This is a genomic window from Breznakibacter xylanolyticus (genome assembly GCF_003254275.1).
Taxonomy (GTDB): Bacteria; Bacteroidota; Bacteroidia; order Bacteroidales; family Marinilabiliaceae; genus Breznakibacter; species Breznakibacter xylanolyticus.
The window spans coordinates 197,532-219,040 of the sequence record NZ_QKZK01000002.1 but is presented as its reverse complement, the minus strand read 5'-3'; the positions used below and the strand labels follow the sequence as shown (position 1 = coordinate 219,040).

At 48.8% G+C, this 21,509-nt stretch carries 10 protein-coding genes; 3 read left to right on the top strand and 7 right to left on the bottom strand.

From position 1 onward, the window contains the following. Positions 1–65 precede the first annotated feature (65 nt). Positions 66–950, top strand: coding sequence for a carbon-nitrogen hydrolase (locus LX69_RS02070; protein ID WP_111444149.1), 885 nt, complete (start codon positions 66–68; stop codon positions 948–950). A gap of 469 nt (positions 951–1,419) precedes the next feature. On the opposite strand, the gene LX69_RS02065 is transcribed toward LX69_RS02070, so the two are convergent. From LX69_RS02065 to LX69_RS02040, 6 genes are all read right to left on the bottom strand, one after another. Next, complete coding sequence (locus LX69_RS02065) at positions 1,420–2,460, bottom strand: glycoside hydrolase family 53 protein (RefSeq protein WP_111444177.1); 1,041 nt, start codon at positions 2,458–2,460, stop codon at positions 1,420–1,422. Positions 2,461–2,893: 433 nt separating this feature from the next. Beyond that, entirely contained in the window at positions 2,894–4,576 is a 1,683-nt protein-coding gene (locus LX69_RS02060) for a DUF5114 domain-containing protein (protein WP_111444148.1), read from the bottom strand. Between the two features lie 359 nt (positions 4,577–4,935). Further along, positions 4,936–6,510, bottom strand: coding sequence for a RagB/SusD family nutrient uptake outer membrane protein (locus LX69_RS02055; protein ID WP_111444147.1), 1,575 nt, complete (start codon positions 6,508–6,510; stop codon positions 4,936–4,938). A gap of 75 nt (positions 6,511–6,585) precedes the next feature. Beyond that, a complete protein-coding gene (locus LX69_RS02050) occupies positions 6,586–9,531 on the bottom strand; it encodes a SusC/RagA family TonB-linked outer membrane protein (RefSeq protein ID WP_111444146.1) in 2,946 nt (981 codons plus the stop codon). A gap of 34 nt (positions 9,532–9,565) precedes the next feature. After that, positions 9,566–11,884: a glycoside hydrolase family 2 TIM barrel-domain containing protein gene (locus tag LX69_RS02045; RefSeq protein ID WP_170124197.1), complete on the bottom strand. Its 2,319-nt coding sequence runs from the start codon at positions 11,882–11,884 to the stop codon at positions 9,566–9,568. Positions 11,885–11,970: 86 nt separating this feature from the next. Next, entirely contained in the window at positions 11,971–14,499 is a 2,529-nt protein-coding gene (locus tag LX69_RS02040; protein ID WP_111444144.1) for a cellulase family glycosylhydrolase, read from the bottom strand. 391 nt (positions 14,500–14,890) lie between these two features. Here LX69_RS02040 and LX69_RS02035 point away from each other — a divergent pair, with 391 nt between their 5' ends. Beyond that, a complete protein-coding gene (locus LX69_RS02035) occupies positions 14,891–18,832 on the top strand; it encodes a hybrid sensor histidine kinase/response regulator transcription factor (RefSeq protein WP_170124196.1) in 3,942 nt (1,313 codons plus the stop codon). Between the two features lie 96 nt (positions 18,833–18,928). On the opposite strand, the gene LX69_RS02030 is transcribed toward LX69_RS02035, so the two are convergent. Further along, positions 18,929–19,855, bottom strand: coding sequence for a carboxypeptidase-like regulatory domain-containing protein (locus LX69_RS02030; protein ID WP_111444142.1), 927 nt, complete (start codon positions 19,853–19,855; stop codon positions 18,929–18,931). Positions 19,856–20,891: 1,036 nt separating this feature from the next. Here LX69_RS02030 and LX69_RS02025 point away from each other — a divergent pair. Then, positions 20,892–21,437, top strand: a complete 546-nt coding sequence (locus LX69_RS02025) for a class I SAM-dependent methyltransferase (protein ID WP_170124195.1) — start codon at positions 20,892–20,894, stop codon at positions 21,435–21,437. Positions 21,438–21,509: the final 72 nt, after the last annotated feature.

The window sequence follows — 21,509 nt, the reverse complement described above, 5'->3', positions numbered from 1 at the left end:
CAATAATAAAATCGAAACATTCCAAAGTCCCCCTTTGGGGGATTAGGGGGCTAAATTATAATCACATGAAAACCTTAAAAGTCGGATTGGTACAACAAGCCATCACTGCTGATGTGGAGGCCAACAAGAAAAAGCTGGCATCCAATGTGCGTCAATTGGCGCAACAGGGGGCGCAGTTGGTGGTGTTGCAGGAGTTGCACAACAGTTTGTACTTTTGCCAAACCGAAGATACCTCCCTGTTCGATCTGGCTGAACCCATCCCGGGGCCTTCGACTCAGTTTTATGGAGCCTTGGCTGCCGAATTGAAAATTGTGCTGGTGACATCGCTCTTTGAACGACGGGCACCGGGGCTGTATCACAACACGGCCGTGGTGTTTGAAACCGATGGGACAATCGCCGGCAAGTATCGTAAGATGCACATTCCCGACGATCCGGCTTATTACGAGAAGTTTTATTTCACGCCTGGCGATTTGGGGTTTGAACCCATTGCCACATCGGTGGGTAAACTGGGCGTATTGGTGTGCTGGGATCAGTGGTATCCCGAAGCTGCCCGCCTGATGGCTTTGCGTGGTGCCGACATGCTCATTTATCCCACTGCCATTGGCTGGGAGAGTTCCGATACCGACGACGAGAAGTCGCGTCAACTCAATGCCTGGATCATCTCGCAACGCGGACATGCCGTGGCCAACGGTTTGCCTGTTATTTCGGTCAACCGAACCGGTCATGAGCCCGACCCATCGGCGCAAACCAATGGCATTCAGTTTTGGGGCAACAGCTTTGTGGCCGGCCCGCAAGGCGAAATGGTGGCATCGGCTCCCCATCACGACGAAGTGAATTTGCTGGTTGAGGTTGACATGGCTCGCAGCGAAGATGTGCGCCGCATCTGGCCTTTTTTGCGCGACCGACGCATCGATGCTTATGGGAATATGGTAGAACGGTTCATTGATTAACGGCTTTTAAGGTGAGTATCTGTGTCGGGTCAAACGGCGACCGTTTGAGCCCAATCATTTTTACTTGAGCCTAAACGGCGACCGTTTGAGCCCAATCGTTTTTACTTGAGCCTAAACGGCGGCCGTTTGAGCTCAATCTTTTTTACTTGAGCCTAAACGGCGGCCGTTTGAGCCCAATCATTTTTACTTGAGCCTAAACGGCGGCCGTTTGAGCCCAATCATTTTTACTTGAGCCTAAACGGCGGCCGTTTGAGCTCAATCGTTTTTACTTGAGCCTAAACAGTGGCCGTTTGACCTGAATCTGTCTTGTTGAAACAGTCTTGTATCTTGCGTCTTGAGACTCACATCCGATCTCAATAATATTGAAACAGCGGCATTGATTGTCGTTTCAATATAAAAAGACGGGAGGTTGATGGTGTAAAATCCATCAACCTCCCGTCTTTTTTATGTGCATTTGTGGCTTCGGGCGTTATTTGAATGCATCCATGGCCGCAGTGGGTTGGCCATTGGTGTCGAACGCCCCCATGTTGTAACCATTCCAGCTGTTGTAGGCCTGAGGTTCCCAGTAAAACACACCCAGACACTTGTCGTTGGCGATGGCCTTGGTGCGGCCGATGAGGTCGCTCAGGAATGCCTTTGCCGTCAGGGGATCCGACACGTCGTAACCCACTTCGCAAATCATGACTTCGCTGTTGTAACGGCTTATCATGTCCTCAATATTGGTGACACAGTTGTCGTTGGTGGTTTTCCAGGGGGTGTCGGCAAGCAGATTGGGGTACAGCGACATGCCAATGACATCCCATTTGCCTCCATTGTTCTTCAGACCGTCAAAGAGCCATCGAAACAGGTTGTTGTTGTGCCCGTTTTGCAAATGCACAATCACCTTGGCGGAAGGGAACACGGCCTTCACGGCATCATAGCCGGCATTGTTGAGGGCAGCATATTGTGCCATGTTTTCCGATGCTTTCCCATCGCTCCACAACATGCCGTTACCGGTTTCGTTGCCCACCTGCACCCATTCGGGGGTGATGTTGTGTGTTTTGAGCAGGGTGAGCACCTGGGTGGTGTGAGTGGCCACGGCTGTTTTGAGCTCATCAAAGGTGAGCGATGCCCAAGCGGCAGGTTTGTCTTGCTTGGCGGGGTCGGCCCACGAGTCGCTGTAATGAAAATCAATCATCAATCGCAAACCCAGTTCGTTGGCACGGATGGCTTTCACCAACATGTCGCCCGCATTGCACCAGCCGTCGGCGGGGTTCACCCACACGCGCAGGCGAATGGCATTCATGCCCAGCTCCTGCATCAGTTGCATGCCTTCGGTTTGACGGCCGTTGACATTGTAGAACTTCATGCCTTGTTTTTCCATTTGGGTGAGCCAGCTCACGTCGGCTCCCTTGGCGAATTTTTCGACCACCGGAACTTCGGGCGTCACCGGGGTGTCGTTGTCATTGTCACTGCAGGCGGTGATGCCCAGGGCGATGACGGCTGCAAGATATATGTTGCGTAGTTTCATAAAGGTTTTTTTGCCCCTCATCCCCCCGAAGGGGGATGTCGGGAAATTGTTTTTTGGATGTTGATGATTTGAAAACCGATTGAAGTTTTCCCCGTGGGGAGAACAACCGTTTGTCATCAAATCAAAGTTGTTTAAAAAATGGTATATCTCCTCGGTGACCCTCTGTGCCATCTCAGTGTTTCTACTATATAACTCTTTTGAGTTATCAGCTTTTTTATTTGAACACAGGTGTAATCGTATCTCTAACGCACAACACAACTTTAAAAAAAAACTCTGTGCCTCTGTGTTCATTAAAAACTACTATATGACTCTTTGAGTTATCTGCTTTGTTATTTAAACGCATGGCGCAATAAAATAACTCAGCGCCTTTGAGTCTCTGCGTTTATTCTTACTCTGTGAAACAATGAATCACACCGGGAATCACCGGGCTGAATTATTGCAATGTCATTTGATAGGTGCCATTGATGAGGTCAACGTTGATGGTGTAGGTTCCCGGGGTGGCATCATCGGTGATGTTGCCTCCCTTAAAGTAAAGCGTTCCTTCATAGCCCCCAAAGAAATCATCCCAGTTGCCGTTCTCAATGGCCAGTTTGAAACCCCATTCCGATTTTTGAGTGACCACTGCGGTGCCCGAATAGGTGCCGTTGCCTGTTTTGGCAATGGTGGTGTTGAAATTCCATGCATCATTAAGGCCGTAAAGATACAACACATCTCCTAGTGCCTTAAAGGAGTATGTCAATGTGTTGAGGTTGACGGTGAGGATGTAGGTGCCGGCGGCCGGAGCGGTGATGCTCTTCTTGGGAGAACCGTTTTTCACCAGCGTGCCTTCGGTTTCGCCCATCGAGAAATAGGTGCTGCTCCAGTCGTCTTTCACTGTGTGCATGATGAAGCCTTCGTTTGAGTCAACATAGACCACACCAATGAAGATGCCTTCGTCCGACGATTGGTTGATAAAGCTGTCAAACACCCATCCGCCTTTTGTTTTGTCGTCAATACCGGGCAAATACAGGGTGGTGATAACCTCTTCCTCTTCTTCTTCGATGCCCGAGGTGAGTTCATACGTCCATTGGGTGGGGTTGTTCAGGTCAATTTTCAGGGTGTAAGTTCCGGCTTTGGCAACAGCAATGTTGCCGGCTGCTTCGGCAAGGGTGAGCACGCCGGTTGAGCTTTCGGCAAAGAAGAGATGGCTTTCGGTCGATTGCGAAGCACCCGTTGTAACATCGTATTTGTCTCCTTTGCTGCTGAGGGTGATGTTGGCGTTGTCGGCAGTGGTGATCACGGTGCCTTTCCACAGGTTGTCTTTGGTGTCGAAGGCCAGGGTTGCGCTCACGTCACCCCCCACGGTGATGTCGGGCATGAAGGTCGCTGTCCACGCTTTGTTATTGGTGCTCATGGTGATGTAGTAGCACCCCTTGGAACCCGGGAACCAGCAGTTCCAATGTGTTTTGGTGTCCGACGAGAGGGCAAAGTCTTTGCCGGTGACGCCATCATTTCCCCACAGGGTATCGTCTCCTTCCATCATGTAAACGTTCATCCATCCGGTTGCCGATATAAAGCCGGCGTATTCGCCGTTGGCCGTGGGCGATGAGAGGGTGGCCAACGTGGTGGATTGATCTTTACTCAATACGAACAACTTGGTCATGTCGATAAAATACGGGGTCACGCTCACTTTTATCACCTGGCTGATGGCGGGCGCCAGGTTGTTGCCCAGTTGGGTGAGCATGCGAAAGTAGAGGGGCGAGGCCACATCGACGGGCAAGCCGGCAGTGTTGGCCAGGGTGTTGAGCTCGGCACCGGTAAAGCTGTGCGAGAGCGACGCCTCGGGATAGGCAATGACCTTGCTGAAATCTTCGGAGGCCGATGCTTGTAGGGTGTAAATGGGAAATCCTGACGGGATGGCCGCTGACTCATCACTGACGGTGAGGTCACTGCTGCTCCACACCAGTGAAAGCACCTGCTGATTGCGCAACGATTTGTTGAGCACCAAATTGTCGGTGGTGGCAGTGAGTTGTGAGGCCTCCAGCCCCGACACCACCATCTGATCGCCCTCTTTATCGCAGGCTGCTATGGTGAGCAGCAGGCTTAGGGCGGCTATGTAGCTTTTTATATGTCTCATGTGATTATTTTTTTGCCCCCTTATCCCCCAATTGGGGGACTTAAGGATGCTGATTTTAAACGTTTATTGGTTCTTTATGCATGAATGGCCATGAGCCTTTTGTCTTTGATTGTCCGCCGATTTCGCAGATGATTCGGTTCTCATTTGCAGTTAGCATTCAATGTTGTGTCGTCAAAGGAAGAAGGCGATAAATGATGTGATGAAGAACGGTTTTAAATCTGTTGCCTTTGTTTCTTCAGTCTCATCTATCTGTCAGATGTCTGCAAATCTTCTTGTCTGACATTCACTAAACGACAATGAGTGATCATTTCCAATTTCATGCGTTGCAATTTTGGTACGATATCCCTTAGTCACTTTTTTTAATAATTCTCATTCTTCAAATTGGGGTTGGCACTCAGTTCTGTGGCCGGGATGGGGTAGATATTGTATTTCTTGTCCACCGCTTTCCCTTCTTTGATGCCGCCTTTCCATTGCCAGATGTAATCGGCAGTGGTAAACATCCCGAAACGAATCAGGTCGGTGCGTCGCACGCCTTCCCAATAGAGTTCGCGGGCACGTTCGTCGATGAGAAATGGCAGGGTGAGGGCGCTTTTGGTAATTTGGCCTTTGGTGGCATAGTTGTCACCGTAAGCACGTTCGCGCAATTGGTTCACGTAGCCGGTGGCAATGTCGAGCGAGGTTCCTGCTCCGCCGCGTACATGAGCTTCGGCCAGCATCAAATACACATCTGCCAGGCGAAACATCGGATAGTCGGTACTCACGCCGTCTTTGGCGGTGTTCGACACGGCTTCGCCGGCATCGTTCAGGTTGGTCCATTTCAGGCTTAAATACCCGTGCACCTGGTTATCCATGGCTTCAATGAATTGGGTTTGTCCCTGCGTGTAGAACATGCCCCGGCGATCGTCGTCGTCAAACTTGTTGGTGAGTTCGCCACGTGTGCGGAACGAGTTCCATTCGCTGCTCACGCCCAACAATGTTTTTGAATCGGCGTTGGATGCGCCGCAAATGATGCTGGTAGAGGCACCCCAGCTCGAGGTGAGGGTGGCATCGACCACCAATGGGAAGATGATTTCGTTGGTGCGAAGGTGGTTGTCAGCATTGAACAGTTTGGCATAATCGCCTTCAATGGTATAACCGGCTGCAATCACCTTGTTACACCAAGTGATGCACTGAGTGTAATAAGCAGCATCTTCTTTTTCGAGATACACCTTGTGGTTGAGGTAAAGACGGCTCAGCAACGTCCATGCAGCAGCCTGCGGAGCATGACCATATTCGACCGTTTGGCGCGCGGGAAGGCTCTCGTTGATGGCCAGTAGTTCCGATTCGATGTATTGAAACAGCTTTTCGGCTGTGTATCGCGGGGGAATAAAGGCGCCCACAGGGTCGTTTTCCGTCACAAAGGGGGCATTGCGGTAAAGATCGAGCACATGATAGTAAGCCAATGCTCGCAGAAAACGTGCTTCGGTACGATAGGTGCGCAAAGAGGCCTGCTCGGCGTCGCTAAAACCACTGATTTTGCTGTCGGTGGCGTTGCGGATCAACTCATTGGCCAGCGCAATGGTGTAATAAGCCCGGTAATACATGTCCGAAACCCAAGGGTCGTTGGCATCCCAGTTCAAAAAAGTGACATCACGCAGTTTGTCGCCTTCCAGCCAGGTGGAAGCCACTTCATCGGTGCCACACTCCTGAAGGTTAAAGTAATAACGCATGTAATCGAAGCCCAGGTTGCTCGAAAGGTCTTTGTTGCCGTCTTTCTCTTGTCCTGCAATCACAAAAGAGGCGTAGAGTTTGCCCAGCACGGCTTTGTAATTGGCTGCCGTGGTGTAAACCTGTGACGACGTGGTGCTCGTGTTGGGCATCTGATCCAAATCGTCGGTGCATGCGCTCAGCGAAGTGGCGAGCACAATGGCGGCGAGATATAGTGTTTTTTTCATTGTTGTATATTTTATGGGCACAGGATGTTTCTGTTGTATGGATCAATGAAACCTGCTGTGCGATGATTGAAATGATTAAAAATCCAATCCCAGGCTCAGTGAGAAAATGCGCGGGCGCGGGTAGAACGAGCGATCCATTCCCTGGGGAACCTCGGGATCCACACCGCTGTAGTTGGTAATGGTAAACACATTCTGCACCATGGCCGTGGCGTTAAGGTTGAACCAGTTGTTGATGCGTCCAAAGTTGTAGCCCAGTGTGAGGTTATCCATCTTCAGGAACGATGCATTTTCCACATAGTAATCCGATAGGTATTGACGACTGGTGAAGCGTGTATCAAGATAACTTGCCGACAGGTTGTTGAGCTGGGCGCTGTTGTACGACATGGTGTTGAATGCGCCTGTGTTCATGGCCATGCCATTGTACACATAGTTGCCCACATTGGCACGCAGGCTCATGCCCAGGTTCCATTGTTTGTAGCGCAGCGTGCTGCTCAACCCGAAGATGTAGTCGGGAGCCGGCGAGTGGTAGCGGTACAAGTCGGATGAGTTGATGGTGCCATCGTTGTTAAGGTCGGCATAGGCTCCTTCGATGGGTTTGCCCTGCGGATCGTACAGTTGATGGTAAACGTAGAACATATAAGGCTCGTAACCTTCGGTGAGAACCTGAAAATTATAGCTGTCGATGGTGGGCCCCACCGGCGTGTTGGTGATTTCGGCGTTCTTGACCAGCGAAAGATTCTTAACCTTCATGCTTTGTGTGCTGGCATTTACGGTCAGGTTCCATGTCCAGTTATCATTGTCCACCGGTGTGGCGTTGATCACCATCTCCCAACCTTCGCTGTCAACATTTCCAACGTTGGTCATGATGGTTTTATCAAAATTGGTACCTGCTGCCGATGGCACACGCGCTAATAAGTCCTCGGTTTGACGGGTGTAGTAATCGATGCTTCCCGACAGGCGGTTGTTGAAGAATCCAAAGTCGAGACCCCAGTTGTAGGCAGTGGTGGTTTCCCACTTCAGGTTGGCGTCATAAGCCTGCGGACGATAGGTGTAACTGTTGAAATAGCCGGCACCGTTTTGGCTGATGGTATAAACGGGCAGATAAGCATAATTCCCAATGCCATCCTGTTGGCCGGTGACGCCATAGCTGCCTCGCAGCTTTAAATTGGTGAGAGCATCCCATTCATTCAGAAAGGCTTCTTCCGATAAGCGCCATCCCAATGCCACCGAAGGGAAAGTACCCCAGCGGTTATCCTGGCTGAAACGCGAGGTGCCGTCCTGACGTACGGTAGCCGTGAGCATGTATCGCGACATCAGGGTGTAGTTCAATCGGCCATAGTACGAGAGCAATACGTGGCGCTGGTCGTTGGCTGCCGTTGAGGTTTGCGATTCACCGGCCACGTTGGTTTGTTCGTATGCGCCGGTGTAGCTTTTCCAGTATTGATAGTCGTAACCGGCAATGGCGTCAATGGCGTGCATGCCGATGGTTTTGTTGTAGTTCAGATAGGTGGTGAGCAGACGGTTGGTGTTTTCCTGTGGACCATACGAATAGTCGCGACCGCCCGACATGAAGTACTGAGCGGCTGTGGCAGGCACTTCAATGTCGCCCTGACCCTTGGCATAATCGTATCCCAGTGTGGCATGGAATCGCATGTCGGGCAACACATGCAGTTTGTAATCCACATCAAAGTTCCCAATCACCCGATTGATGGTGCTGGTTGAATGATGTTGCTTGAGTAAGCCCACGGGATTGATTACTGCTCCGGTAACGGGCTCTCCGTTTGATTCAAGCGCTTCGTTGTATCCGCCATAGGCCGAAACGCCCGAATAGATGGGCTGCGTGGGGTTCCAGGTCGAGGCTCCCCAAATGGCATCGTTGATCGCAAATCGGTTGCTGTTGTGCGATGCCTTTACATTGATGTTCAATTTCAAAAAATCGTTTAACAGCGAGGGTGATAGCGACAGGTTGCCGGTGGCACGTTGGGCGTTGTCGGTCATCAGGATGCCATCCTGATTGTAGTAACCCACCGAAACGCGATAGGGTAGTTTGTTGTATGTGCCCGAGAGACTCACGTTGTTGTCGGTGCCATAGGCCATTTGAAAAATTTCGTCGTTCATATCGGTTTGTGCACTTCCCAACAGGTTTTTTTGTGCGTCCGAACCGTTTTGATTCACCACCTGAACGAATTCATCTCTCGACAACATCTCGGCCAGCTTGGTCTTGGTTTGGATCGAATTGGTGGAACTCACGTTGATTTTCATCTTGTCGGCCGCACCTTTCTTGGTGGTGATGATGATGACCCCGTTGGAGGCACGCGACCCATAGATGGCTGTTGACGAAGCGTCCTTCAGTACGGTCATGCTCTCGATGTCGTTGGGGTTGATCAGGCTCAAAAAGTTGTTGCTGTTGCCGCTGATGCCGCCAATCTCCAGGGGCACCCCATCGAGCACAATGAGCGGATCGTTGTTGGCATTGAGCGAAGCGCCGCCACGGATGCGTATGGAGCTGCCCGCTGTGGGCGAACCGCCATTGCTCATGATTTGCACCCCGGCAATTTTCCCGTTGATGAGCTGCTCGGGTGAGCCAATCATCCCTTGGTTGAAGTCCTTGCTGTTCACATTGGCTATGGAACCGGTGAGATCGCCTTTGCGTTGCGTCCCATAACCAATGACCACAACGTCGCCAAGCGAATGTGTTTCTTCATTGAGCTGCGCATTGAGTACCCGGTTGGCCGGAATGTCACTCACCACTGTTTCGTAACCCATGAAGGAGATTTGCAGTTGGGTAAACTCAGCGGGTACCGACAGTGAGTATTGTCCATCATTGTTGGTGATGGTGCCCAGGGTGGTGCCCGGAACCATGATGGTGACCCCTATCATGGGAATATTGTCCTGGTCGGTGATGGTTCCGGTGACAGTGCGGCTTTGTTGCGCCTGCATCGGACTCATCCATCCGACCAATGTCATGCACAGCATCAAACAGAGTGTGCACCAGCGTCGATTGAGAACGTTTAAATTCATAACGGATTTTTTTGATTTGATAGACCTTGGATTTTTATTGAACATTGATTTGAATTGGTTTCGCAGTGATGTGCCCTGTGGTGGCTTTGATGGTGATTTTTCCCGGAATGTTGCCGGTACGGATGATGATGGATGCAATGCCGGCGCGTGCCGGTGTGTGTGCCGGGCCAATGACTTGTGCACCCTCTACGTCGAAGGTCACATTTTCGTTGTATAAATGTGCCTGCATATTGTTGGCGTCTGCAACGGTGGCATGAACGATGATCACATCGTTGCGTTGGGGTGCCTTGCCGCTTTCATCAATGATGATGGTGAGTTGTTGTGGTTCCCCGGCTGTGGTAACGGTGTGTTCAGCCACGGCTTTGCCCTTCAGGTATCCAATGGCTTTGATGGTGCCGGGTTGTGTGCAGGCCACATCAAAGGTAAAGGGAGGGTGGTGCAGATGATTGGAGATGTTATTCTGGTCGGGCTTTTGTCGTCCCATGGAACGGTTGTCTACCAGTAGCTCTACTTCATCACAATTGCTAAACACCCTCACGCTGTTGCTGATGCCCGGTTGCCAATAGGTGGCAGCAAACACCATGGGGGCGCTCATAACCCGATTGGCATCGACACTGCGTTGGCTTTGGAAGAAATAGTAGCTGAATTTGGGCAGACGGAAGATATCCATGATGCCCGAGTATTCGTGATCGGGTGCCATGCCCCGGTTGTAGTCGTACATCACCCAATAACCATCGCCAAAAGCATGTGTGGAGAGGTTGTCGTTATGGGCTTCCTGGATGTTGATGGCTTGTTGCAGCATGCGTTTCTCGCCTGATTCGCGAGGTTGGCGACTGGTGCGCTCTTCTTCGAGCAAGTCTTGCCAATCTTCCTGATTGAACCCGGCATTTTGGGCATAATATTCCCAATCGCCGTATTCGCTCACCAATAATGGCTTGTCGGGATAAAGGCCATGGCGATGTTGGCGGGCTTCGATGTAAATATCGTAGGCCTGACGCACCCATCCGGCCGAATAGCAGCTGTTAAAGGGATATTCACGATGTGCGATGATGGATGCGCTGTCCATGAAACTGGCCGGCATGGTGGTTTCGTTGATTGAAAGTTCCCACGCCAGCACACACGGATGGTTACGGTCGCGTCGAATGAGCTCGCGGCTCGATTGCAGCGCCAGTTTCTCAAATGCATCGTCGCCAAAATATTGCCAGCCCAGGATGGCGTCCAACACCATGATGCCCAATTCGTCGCAGGCATGCATAAATGCGGGTGACATGGGGTAGTGCGATGCACGCACATAGTCGAATCCGGCTTGTTTGATTTTGTATGCATCGCGATATTGTGCCGCATCGCTTAAGGCATATCCCACATGGGGGTATTCCTGGTGACGATTCACCCCGCGCAAAAAGGTTTTCTCGCCATTGATCCACAATCCTTCGTTGGTAATTTTGATGGTGCGGATGCCCACACGGGTCATTTGCTCATCGCTGAGGATGCCATTGGCAAACACCTGTGTTTTGAGGGTGTAAAGCGCGGGTTGGGAGGGAGACCATAACCGGGGGTGTTGCAGAGATCCGACTACCGGCAGCTCGCCAATGGCTCCCGAAGCCAGTGTGATGGTTTCGGAAGGGTAGGAACCAACGGTTTGACCCTTGTCGTCTATCAGGAGATTAACCACGTGAATATTAACATTGGTAGATCCGGCGTTTTTCACCTGTGATTTGATGTGGAACTGTGCTGCATCCGTACTTGCCTGTGTGGTGGCAAAGAATACGCCTCCGCCGGCTTCGGTGTTGGCGGTGATTGGATTGGTGAGATGAACGGGATTTTTTACCAACAGATGCACATTGCGGTAAATTCCGCCGTACATGTTAAAGTCGAGGATATCCATGGGCTTGGGGCCGGTCACCGGATTGTCGCGATTGTCCAGGCGCACACGAATGGTGTTGATCGTATCAAAGCGAATGACGTCGTTCAGTTGGATGACAAAGGGAAGGTAGCCACCCAGGTGACGGGTCATGTGTTGGTCGTTTACCCACACATCAGCCACATTCATGGCTGCATCAAATTGAAGGGACAATGTTTTGTCGCGATCGTCAGGGGAGACCTTAAATTGTTTTTCGTAATAACAGATGCCTTGCCATTGTTTCATAATGACCAAAGGCTCCACGTTGGCTGTGTGAGGCAGGCTCACCGAATCCCATGTGGCATCCACGGGGGGATGCATCAGTGTGTCGTCGCTTTTGTGGAAACGCCATCCGTGATTGAAGTTGACGTTTTGGGGCAAACCGGGTGGTGTGTTGCAGGCTCCCAGGAGCAACCCGGTCGCGGCAATTATCCCGAAAAATGATTGTCTCATGTTGTTGCTTTTAAAATATGATGTGTGTGATGTGGATGTCATTGAGAGTGGATTGAGCGGGACTTCACCGCAATCATCATCTGTTCTTATTCCATCCATATTTTTTCAATGTCAATATTAACAATGGGTGATTCACCGGGCATCACTTCCAGTTGCAGTGTTTCAGTTTGCGAAAGGTCAATGGGATTTTGGTTTGAATTGGTTTCATAGGGCAGGAAATCGGGATATGGTCGTGGAATGATGAGATATTTCGCCGGCTGCAACGCCGAAAGGGGAAGACTGTAAACCGATTGCCCCGGCTTGAGTGTCACCCGAGCTGCCGCCACGCTGCCATTTTTGTCCGAAAGACCCACTTCGATGGGCTGAGCTGTTGGTTGGTTGTTGGTTACTTTCAGCATCAGGTGTTTTTTCTCTGTTATTTCATGTTGACGACCATTTAGACGATGCCCCGAGAAGAATTTGAAGGCATAACTTTTTTTGTCAGGGTTTATAACGTCGGGAGCAGGCAGTTCCGGAAAGGCAATGTTGAGGCTCACGGTGTGTTGTGCTGTGGGCATCAGGTTCACCGTTGGATACCATGTTTTATAGGAGTGTTCCCAATCATTTTCGGCTTCCCAAAGAACCAGTTGACTTGCTTTGGGAGAGAGGCGTAGTGTGTAGACGGGATTGTGAATGTTGTCCCAGCGCCATGGATCGCCCTGCTCTCCTGATGGAAATGTATATGTGCCAGTGGTGGTCTCGATGATGATGCGATATTGCAATAATCCAACCCTGGGCATGTCATTGGGCAGGTCAATGCGGTAACTGTTGGCTCCCGTGCTGTTTGCGGTGAGGGTTTCCCAGCGTTCGTTGAGGGTCGTTACGCATTTAACCGCAAGAATGGAATCGGGGCTGACAGCCGTGAATTGGATGTTGACGGATTGACCGGCGATCTGTTCGGCGGGTGTGTGGTTCCATAATGCGGTGTTTGGCAGGTCGCTGGCCGGTGCTACATATTCGTTGAGGCGGATGTGACGATATGTTTGGGTGATATCCATGTTCAGTGATTCGGCGCGGTTGCTGAGCAGGTAAACACCCGGACGGATGGTAAAGGCTCCTTCTTTTACTGTGGCTGAAAAGTGGTTGCCATCATTGATGGCACGCATGGTGAATTGCTTTCCCAGCGTGGGTAGCTCGATGCACATGTTGCGGGTCGCATGCATCACGGCTGCTTTTTGAGCCGAAGGGCTTGCTTTGCTGTAAGGATCGTCAATCCACCAGGCATCGGGCATCACTTCCAGGCGCCACACGTCATTGCTGATTCGATCGAGAAAGTAGCTGCCGGTGCCATCATATTGTATTACGGGCGAGGAGCCACATCCGGCAATCTCTTGTAATGCGGTGACATTAATGGGATGATGTGATGTGGTGTTGCTATAAAAGAATTTTTCGGGTGTGTTCCATTGTGTCAGGTCGTTGGGGTAGTCAATCAGCAGTGCATCCGGTTGTTTTTGGGAGCCCATGGGCATGTTGTGGAATACTGCGGATGCAATTTTCAGGCTAATGGCCTTAGCCGGAGCGTATGCCAGATTCATAAAATGGGTGCCGTAATTGGTGTTGAATGGAGCCCAGTCGATGGCGTCGTAAGCAAATTGGTTGGCCAACTGCATGCCTGCTTTGCGAAACGCTATGGCCATGGCTGGATACATCACGTTGGTTCCCACATCGGCCGGGTCGAATTCATAAACAATCTTGGCCATCTTACCGAACTTGGGATGGTTGGCAAATGGAATGACATAGTCGGCCACATGAGGTAAAAAGTTACCGTCAATTTGGTGATTGGCCACCAGGTTAGTGGGATACCATTGAAATGTACCGCCCTGTATGTTGGCATTCATATAAGCATCTGCCAAATGAATGCTGTGGCTCATGTTATAAAAGATGGGTGTTTGGGTTCCGCTTTTGCGCATGGCCTTCACCATGGTGTTAATGTATTGTGTGACCTCTTTTGCTGTTCCTTTATGATGCGGCTCATTGGATATTTCCAGAGCCACAATGTCTGTTTCATCTTTATAAGCAATGCCGGTGTATGCATTGACATGATTGAGGAACTGGAACAAATAATTGGCTTGCGCCTTGATGGCTTCGGGGTGTGTAAGGCAGTCGGCTTTGCCATATTTGTGAGAGAATCCTGGCGTGGGTTCATCATTTTCGGGCCATCCGTTTCCCCAAAACGCAATGGGGGTGATGATGAAACGCATGCCACGTTTTTTCATTTGATGAATGGTGTAGTCGAACAGACGCAGATGGTCATTTTGGATGAGGTTGCCCAACGAGTCGGAAATCTCGGTGTCCCATACATGTACCCGATACAAATCAATGTCTAAGCGAGTCATGTGGTACACATCGCGGTCAATGGCCTCTTCGATGCGGATGCCGCGTTGTTTCACCATTCGGTATTCATGTGCAAAAGGCAGAGAATAGTTCACTCCAAAGCCGTGGAGCTCGGAGCCATCTGTCGCTTTGCGCATGACGCCGCGGGAGTCGATGACCACATGTGGCTTTTTTCCTTGAGCTGGTGAAGAAACGAACAGGGTTGTCAGCAATAGCAGTGATAAAAGGCGTGTGTATGACATATATTGGATGTTTATTTATTTCGATTTTGTAACTGGTGCAAATTTTAGCTTATGGCTGGTGATATAATGTGTTCTTTCGTATGGCTTGCACTTTTTAAAATTACAAACTGGGCAAGGAAATGTCCTGTCGAGGCTTGTCAAAGCATGACATAAATCGGACATGGTGGATATATTTTGGACAAAACAAGCCACAAAATAGACAAGGATGGTGATGAAGGGGAAAATACTGTTGAGAAAGGTTAACAGGTGTGATGGATAGTGTATTTTTGTTTGATGTATATGAGGCGTCAGTATCTTGTTTGATGTCTTGATACTCACATTTGATATTTATTGCCAAATGAAATGTTTTCGTTCTAATACTATAAAAATAATTCGATCCTGGTTATCGTTGATGGTGATGTTTGTAATGGGGACGCCGTGGTTGTGGTCACATGGTTTGCGTTCCCATGAATTTACATCTGTGGATCGGCGGCAGGGGCTGAATGCTTCGGTGGTACACAGTATGGTTCAGGATTATTGGGGAATGATGTGGCTGGGTACCAATAATGGTTTGTATGGTTACGATGGCTACATGGCGCGTCGTTACGGGCAGGCTGATACCATGGGCACTGGTGCGGTTGATGGGGTTATTAATACCATGTTTATGCCGGACTCTATTCATCTGTGGTTGGGCGCGGAGACCGGATTGCTGGTGTACAATATTCAAGACGATCGAATAGAAACCATGCCTGCGGGATTGCCCGATAATATTCGTGCCATCGAGCACCTCGATGGATCTCACTATTGGTTAGGTAGTATGAACGGGTTGTTTCGTTATGATGCCCTTACGGGCAAGGCGCTGCGCGTTGCTGAAAGTTTGTTGCCTCATCAGGCTATTTATACCATCATGCGATATAGCGCCAATAGTTATTACATGGGGACTTACAACGGGTTGTGTCGTTATCAAAAAGACGAGGATCGTTTTGAGATGATACCTCTGGGCAGTGATAATGACACATCCAATCGTTTAATTCTTTCGTTATTGGTCGATGATGCCCGATCGTGTATCTGGGTGGGGGTTGAAGGTGGGCTGTGGGCTTATTATCCGGCCACGGGGCAGTCGCATGAGGTGGCTTTGTTGCGTGGTAACTCGGTTAAGTCGTTGTTTCTCGATAATCAGGGATGTCTTTGGACGGGAACGGACAATGGTTTGTTTGTGTATGATCCTGTGAGTGGGGAGCATCGCTTAATTCGTCACAATGCGCTGAATAATCGTTCTTTGATTAATAATATTGTATGGTCGGTGTATGCCGATCGCGATGCGAATATCTGGTTGGGGACAGATGGGGGAGTATCGTTGTATGTGCATCACGATCATATTGTGCGACAGTCGGTGAATGAACTGACCGGCTCGACCGAGGGAAATCAGATCATTTCTTTGTTGACCGACACGAAAGGACGACTATGGTTGGGGGGTACCAACGGACTCATAATGACGGATCGCAAAATTGGGCGAAGCGTATGGTTTCAGCAAAACAGTAAGGAGCATCCCTTGCCCCACAATAAAGTGAGGCATATTTATGAAGACCGAGACGGAGAGATTTGGATTGCCACCGATGGCAGCATTTGCCGTTATGATGAGACATCGTCGGAATTTGAGCGTTATCGGATTGAAGACACTTCGGGCATGCGTAATGCTAACTGGGCGTATGCCATTACACAAGACGATACCGGTGCTTTATGGATTGCCACTTGTTTGGGTGGGGTGTTTGTGGTGGATAAACAGCAGTTGAAACAATCGAGGGGGCGACCGGTCACGGCACTTCGAAACTATCATTCGCATGGCGGAGCCAGTGCCTTATCAGGAACGATGCCACAAAGTGTCGCAGCTGATGTGTATGGTCATATGTGGGTGGCTGTATATCGAGGCGGGGTGAATAAAATTGACCATTTCACCGGGCGGGTGATTCAATTCACAACTCAATCGTCCACTAATGCATTGCCATCGGATGATGTAACGGCCATGTTGGTTGACAAAGATGTTTATGTGTGGGTGGCTTTGGGGAATCAAGTGGTACGCATGCGTGTGGATGATTATACACAGGAACAAATCACAGATGCCCGATTGAGTCAAGCCTCCATTAATGGATTGGCTGATGACGATAATCAAGTATGGGTCAGTTCTACAGCCGGGTTGTTTGTCATTGATAAGCATACATTGGCTGTCAGACAGATTAGCGCCGGTATCAATTATTTCTCATCGGTAAGCTATCATGCTGCATCACGCGCAGTGGTGGCGGGAGGGATTAATGAATTGGTGACTCTGACCACTGAAGGTGCCTTGGGATATCTTAAATATCGCCCTGTTTATTTGACCGGTTTGTGGGTCAATGATGAGCTGGTTGATGGTATTGGTGCTCAGAATTTGGGAGTGTTGGGGAGTCTTCGGTTTGCCCGTGATTTGGAGCTCAGGGCTCATGAGAACAATGTGTCGTTTGCTTTTTCGGGGTTTCAATATGGTGAATCAGCCGCGATACAATATGCTTATCGGCTGCAAGGCGTAGATGCACAGTGGCGTTTTTTGGAACCGGGTGCTTGTCGTATTTCATACACGGATTTACGTCCGGGTAAATATTTATTAGAGGTGTCGTATGTGGGCAGCGATGGGCAGCCGGTTGGAGACGCTTATTTGATGAATGTGACTGTTCGTCATCCCTGGTATCTCACATGGTGGTCCAAATTATTTTATTCGGTGATCTTTGTTTTATTGGTTTTCGCATTGGTGAATTATTGGTTGGTGTTAAACCGTTTGCGATACGAGCGGTTGGAGAAAATAAAAACCATGGAACTGACGGCACACAAAATCGACTTTCTGACTAATATCTCGCACGAGTTGAAAACGCCGTTAAGCCTCATTATTGGGCCATTGGGCAAATTAATGGAGCAGGTAAAGTCGCCTGAGTTGAAGGAAGCCCTGGCTGATGTTCGACAGAATGCTCGTAAAATGGGTGATTTAATTCGTCAATTGGTTGATGCTGGTCGCCAAGAGGGTGGAAGTGCCGGATTAATGGTATCCTCCATAGATGTCGTGGCTCTGCTCCGAGGGCTCATCGCCGTATTCGATAAATCATTGTCCATGCGGCAGGTTACCATTGCTGTTCAAAGCGTTTGTGATGTTTTGCCTATTGAAGGGGATGTGTTGAAGTTGGAGGCTGTATTCAATAATATCTTGTCGAATGCGGCCAAATTTGCCCCTGATGGTTCTAAGATTCAAGTCGTGATTGAAGCGATGGGCGATGACGTGATGGTTCGCATCATCGATCAGGGGCCGGGCATTCATCCGGACGACTTGCCCCACGTGTTTGATCGTTTTTTCCGTTCGGAGCACACTTTGGCGCAGAACAGGGAAGGAAGTGGTGTGGGTATGTCCATCGTAAGGGAGTATGTGACGCAGCATCGAGGGCGTGTGACCGCTTTGTCAGATGGTGTGCGCGGCACCACCATCGAGGTGGTATTACCCCTCCGTCAGTTGGTTCACGATGAAGAGCATGAGACTCACCCCTTGTTGGCAGTGAGTATTCAAGATGAGAATCGAACAGACAGGCCTTTGTTGCTCATCGTGGAGGACAATCAGGAGATTCTTTCTTTTTTGTCGACACAATTGTCGCGCGAATATCGTTGCCTGACAGCACAAAATGGTCTGGAAGGGTTGGATGCAGCCATGAGTGAGTTGCCCGATATCATTGTAACCGATCTTATGATGCCGGTGATGGATGGGTTGACGATGTGCCGCAAACTGAAAGAAAACATCACCACCTCGCACATTCCCGTAGTGATGCTCACAGCACGCGATGATAGAGGGACGGAACTGACGGGTTATCGTACGGGGGCTGATGCTTTTATTGCTAAGCCATTTGAAATTGGTTATTTGGCCGATCGGCTTCATCAAGTGTTGCGAGCTCGACGATTGATGGTGCAGAAGGTACGGCAGCAGGCCATCATTGAGCCCACGACACCAGAGGTTGTATCGGGGGATGAAAAGTTTTTGCAAACCATTACTGCCATTATTGAAGAGGAGTTGACCAACCCGGAATTAAATGTGAATCGACTTAGCGAAAAGTCGGGCTACAGTGCCAAACAGGTGTATCGGCGTATTAAAGCGCTTACAGGACAAACGGCCGTTGATTATATTCGCAGTGTTCGGCTTAAGAAAGCAGCCACACTATTGTCGAAAAGGACTTTTACTGTGGCAGAGGTGATGTATTTGGTCGGGTTTAGTAATCATTCGTATTTTGCCAAACGTTTTCAAGAGATGTACGGGAAATCACCAAAACAATTTATGGAAGGGGAGTGAATGGTTGTGTTGTCTGTAGTGGCTCTTAAATAAGTAAAAGCCCGAAGACGAAAGTCTTCGGGCTTTGGTGTTATTGTTCCAATTTTGAATTCTACATCAATTAGAGGAGAGTTTGATGTTGAGTTCATTTTTTGTGCCATCCGTGATCACCACGCTCGAGACCTGTTCGGTATAGCCTTCTTTTTGAGCGGAAACGTTGTAGGTTCCATTGGCCATATTGCGGATGTAAAAACCACCTTTGTTGGCACTCTTTTTTACCAAAACGCGATTGGCTTTGGTGCGCGAGTTTGGTGATACTTCTGAAAAGGTGATGGTGACTCCTTTAATGGGTTCACCTGTGAGAGAGTCAATTACTTGTCCTCGCAAATCAAGTTTGCTACTGCCCAGATCCACCACGTGGCGAGCCTGTTTGTAGGCCGAATAAAAATCGGATTGACTATTGCGAACAATTTCCACCACAGTGTCCATGGCTATCAGAATTTTATCGGCTTCTTTGAAACAAGAGTGGAGCAGTCGCGTGTTTTGAGTGCTCATGTTTCGGTTCATGTGCGTGCTGTTGAGCGACTCCCAAAAGCGGTCAATCGCAGCTTGCAAGTCTTGTTGGCTTTGTTCGGAGACTTGAAAAGAGCGAAGATCGTTCATGTTTTCCTGAGCACGACTATACATAAGGCTTGCAAAGTCGCGCAGACGAATCGCTGACATCGTAGAGATGCGGCTGGGTGAAATGCTGCAGTCGCTCATGAGTTGCACATTTCCAGTAAGCTTGGCGCACGCTTTAATTTTGAATAGTTGCTCAACGATGAGCCTCTCAAGGATGCTTCGTACCTCTTTTTGTGAGGCTGTGAGACCTTTTCGGTTTTCCATTTGCCGGCTCGAATGCGCCGAAATGTTGTTGATGCACTCTTTTAGCATCATTCGGTTGTTGGTAAATTGCGGCAATGAATCGGTGACCGATTGATATTGATCGCATGTGGAGCATACCACACCATACATCTTCAGTTTATTCTCTTGAAGATTGTTCATGGCATTAAGTTTTAGTTAATAATTAAGTTAAAATTAATATAGTGGAACAATAACTTCTTTGTTGTGAGTGTTTGTGTTTGTTTCTATTGTGTTGATTGTATGTGTCAATTAACCTGTTGTTTGCATCATATTGTTAATGCAGGTTGTAATTGATGGTGATATATGTTTCTCAATTTAAAACAGTTTTTGGAATGTGCAACAAATAAATTGACGAATGTTATTTAATCATTGATTTTTTTTGGGTCTTTCATCTTTTGGAGTGAGTGACTGAAATCAAAAACCTTGTGGTTAGGGCGGTTTTGTGATTTGCATCATGTCATTCGCAATGATTGGCAGTGCCTGAATCGATGTTCTAATCGTTCTCATCGTATTCCGAAACAGGTTTGTCGATCTCCGAATGACATAAATCATGCATTTGCAGGCTGCTAATGATGTATTGAAGCGCTTGCATCATCCTGTTGCAAGCTCGTGATTGAGTATTTACAATCCAACATGAATGTTTGCAGGTGTCGAATGATGCGTCGAAATGGTCTCATCGAGGTATTGCAGTACCCGGAATTGCTAGCTAACACATCGAAATAGGGTGTTGAAACGAAAGAGACATTGATCGAAGGGAGATGATTGGTGTGCGAATGCTGAAAAATGGTAAGTGATACGTTCATCGACATGTGCGATGGCAGATACATAGGCATGATGAGGTTGTGATTGTTGCAGATGAAGCTGTTTTCTGCATCGAGTATTGTAAATCAATGTCGTTTATTTTTGAGGTAAAGACGTAAGACGATTTGACGGATGATGTGCTGAAGAAACGAGCCATGAGAATCTCTGCTCGGCAAAGCCAAATTGATGTTGTTTAACATGTTTATATTACGGAATTGTTTTATGATTATATTCGATGCTGATTGATTAAAGGAGGCAGAAGGCTTATAGCCATCTTTTTTTTAGTCAATTTAAATCATGAGACTACATCTCGCTTTTAAAGATTTCAATTTATTAAGGTTTTAACTTGAACTGTATAATGCCCATTGAATCAAGAATGCAAGAAACCGTCACCACCTATCACAACGCGGCGAAGCGTTATGAAGAAAAAATGATGGAGATGGATTTATATCACGACACGTACGATCAGTTTTGCAGCCTGGTAGCACGGCGAGGCGCTCATATATTTGAAATTACCACCGGGCCGGGCAATGTAACGCGTTACATGGGGGTGAAGCGGCCTGATTTTAGGATTTCCGGAATCGATTTGGCTCCCAATATGATTGATCTGGCTCGGAAGAATTATCCGCAAGGCGATTTTGAGGTGATGGATTGTCGATCCATTGGTTGCATTCATCGCACATTTGACGGGGTGATGTGCGGGTTTTGCGCTCCTTATTTGTCTAAAGCCGAATTAAAAGCATTGATCGAAGATGTTGCCAATTTGTTGGAGCCATCGGGCGTGTTTTATCTGAGCACGATGGAAGATGACAATGAAAAATCAGGCTTTGAGACCACCAGTTTCAGTGACGGAGAGCGTGTGTATGTCTTATTATCATCAGGCGGATTATTTGATGGGCTGTTTGACGGAAGCCGGTTTTGAGGTGTTGACCGTTGAGCGGAAGGCTTATCCGGAACCCGATGGTTCTTTTCTGACGGATTTGATCATCATTGC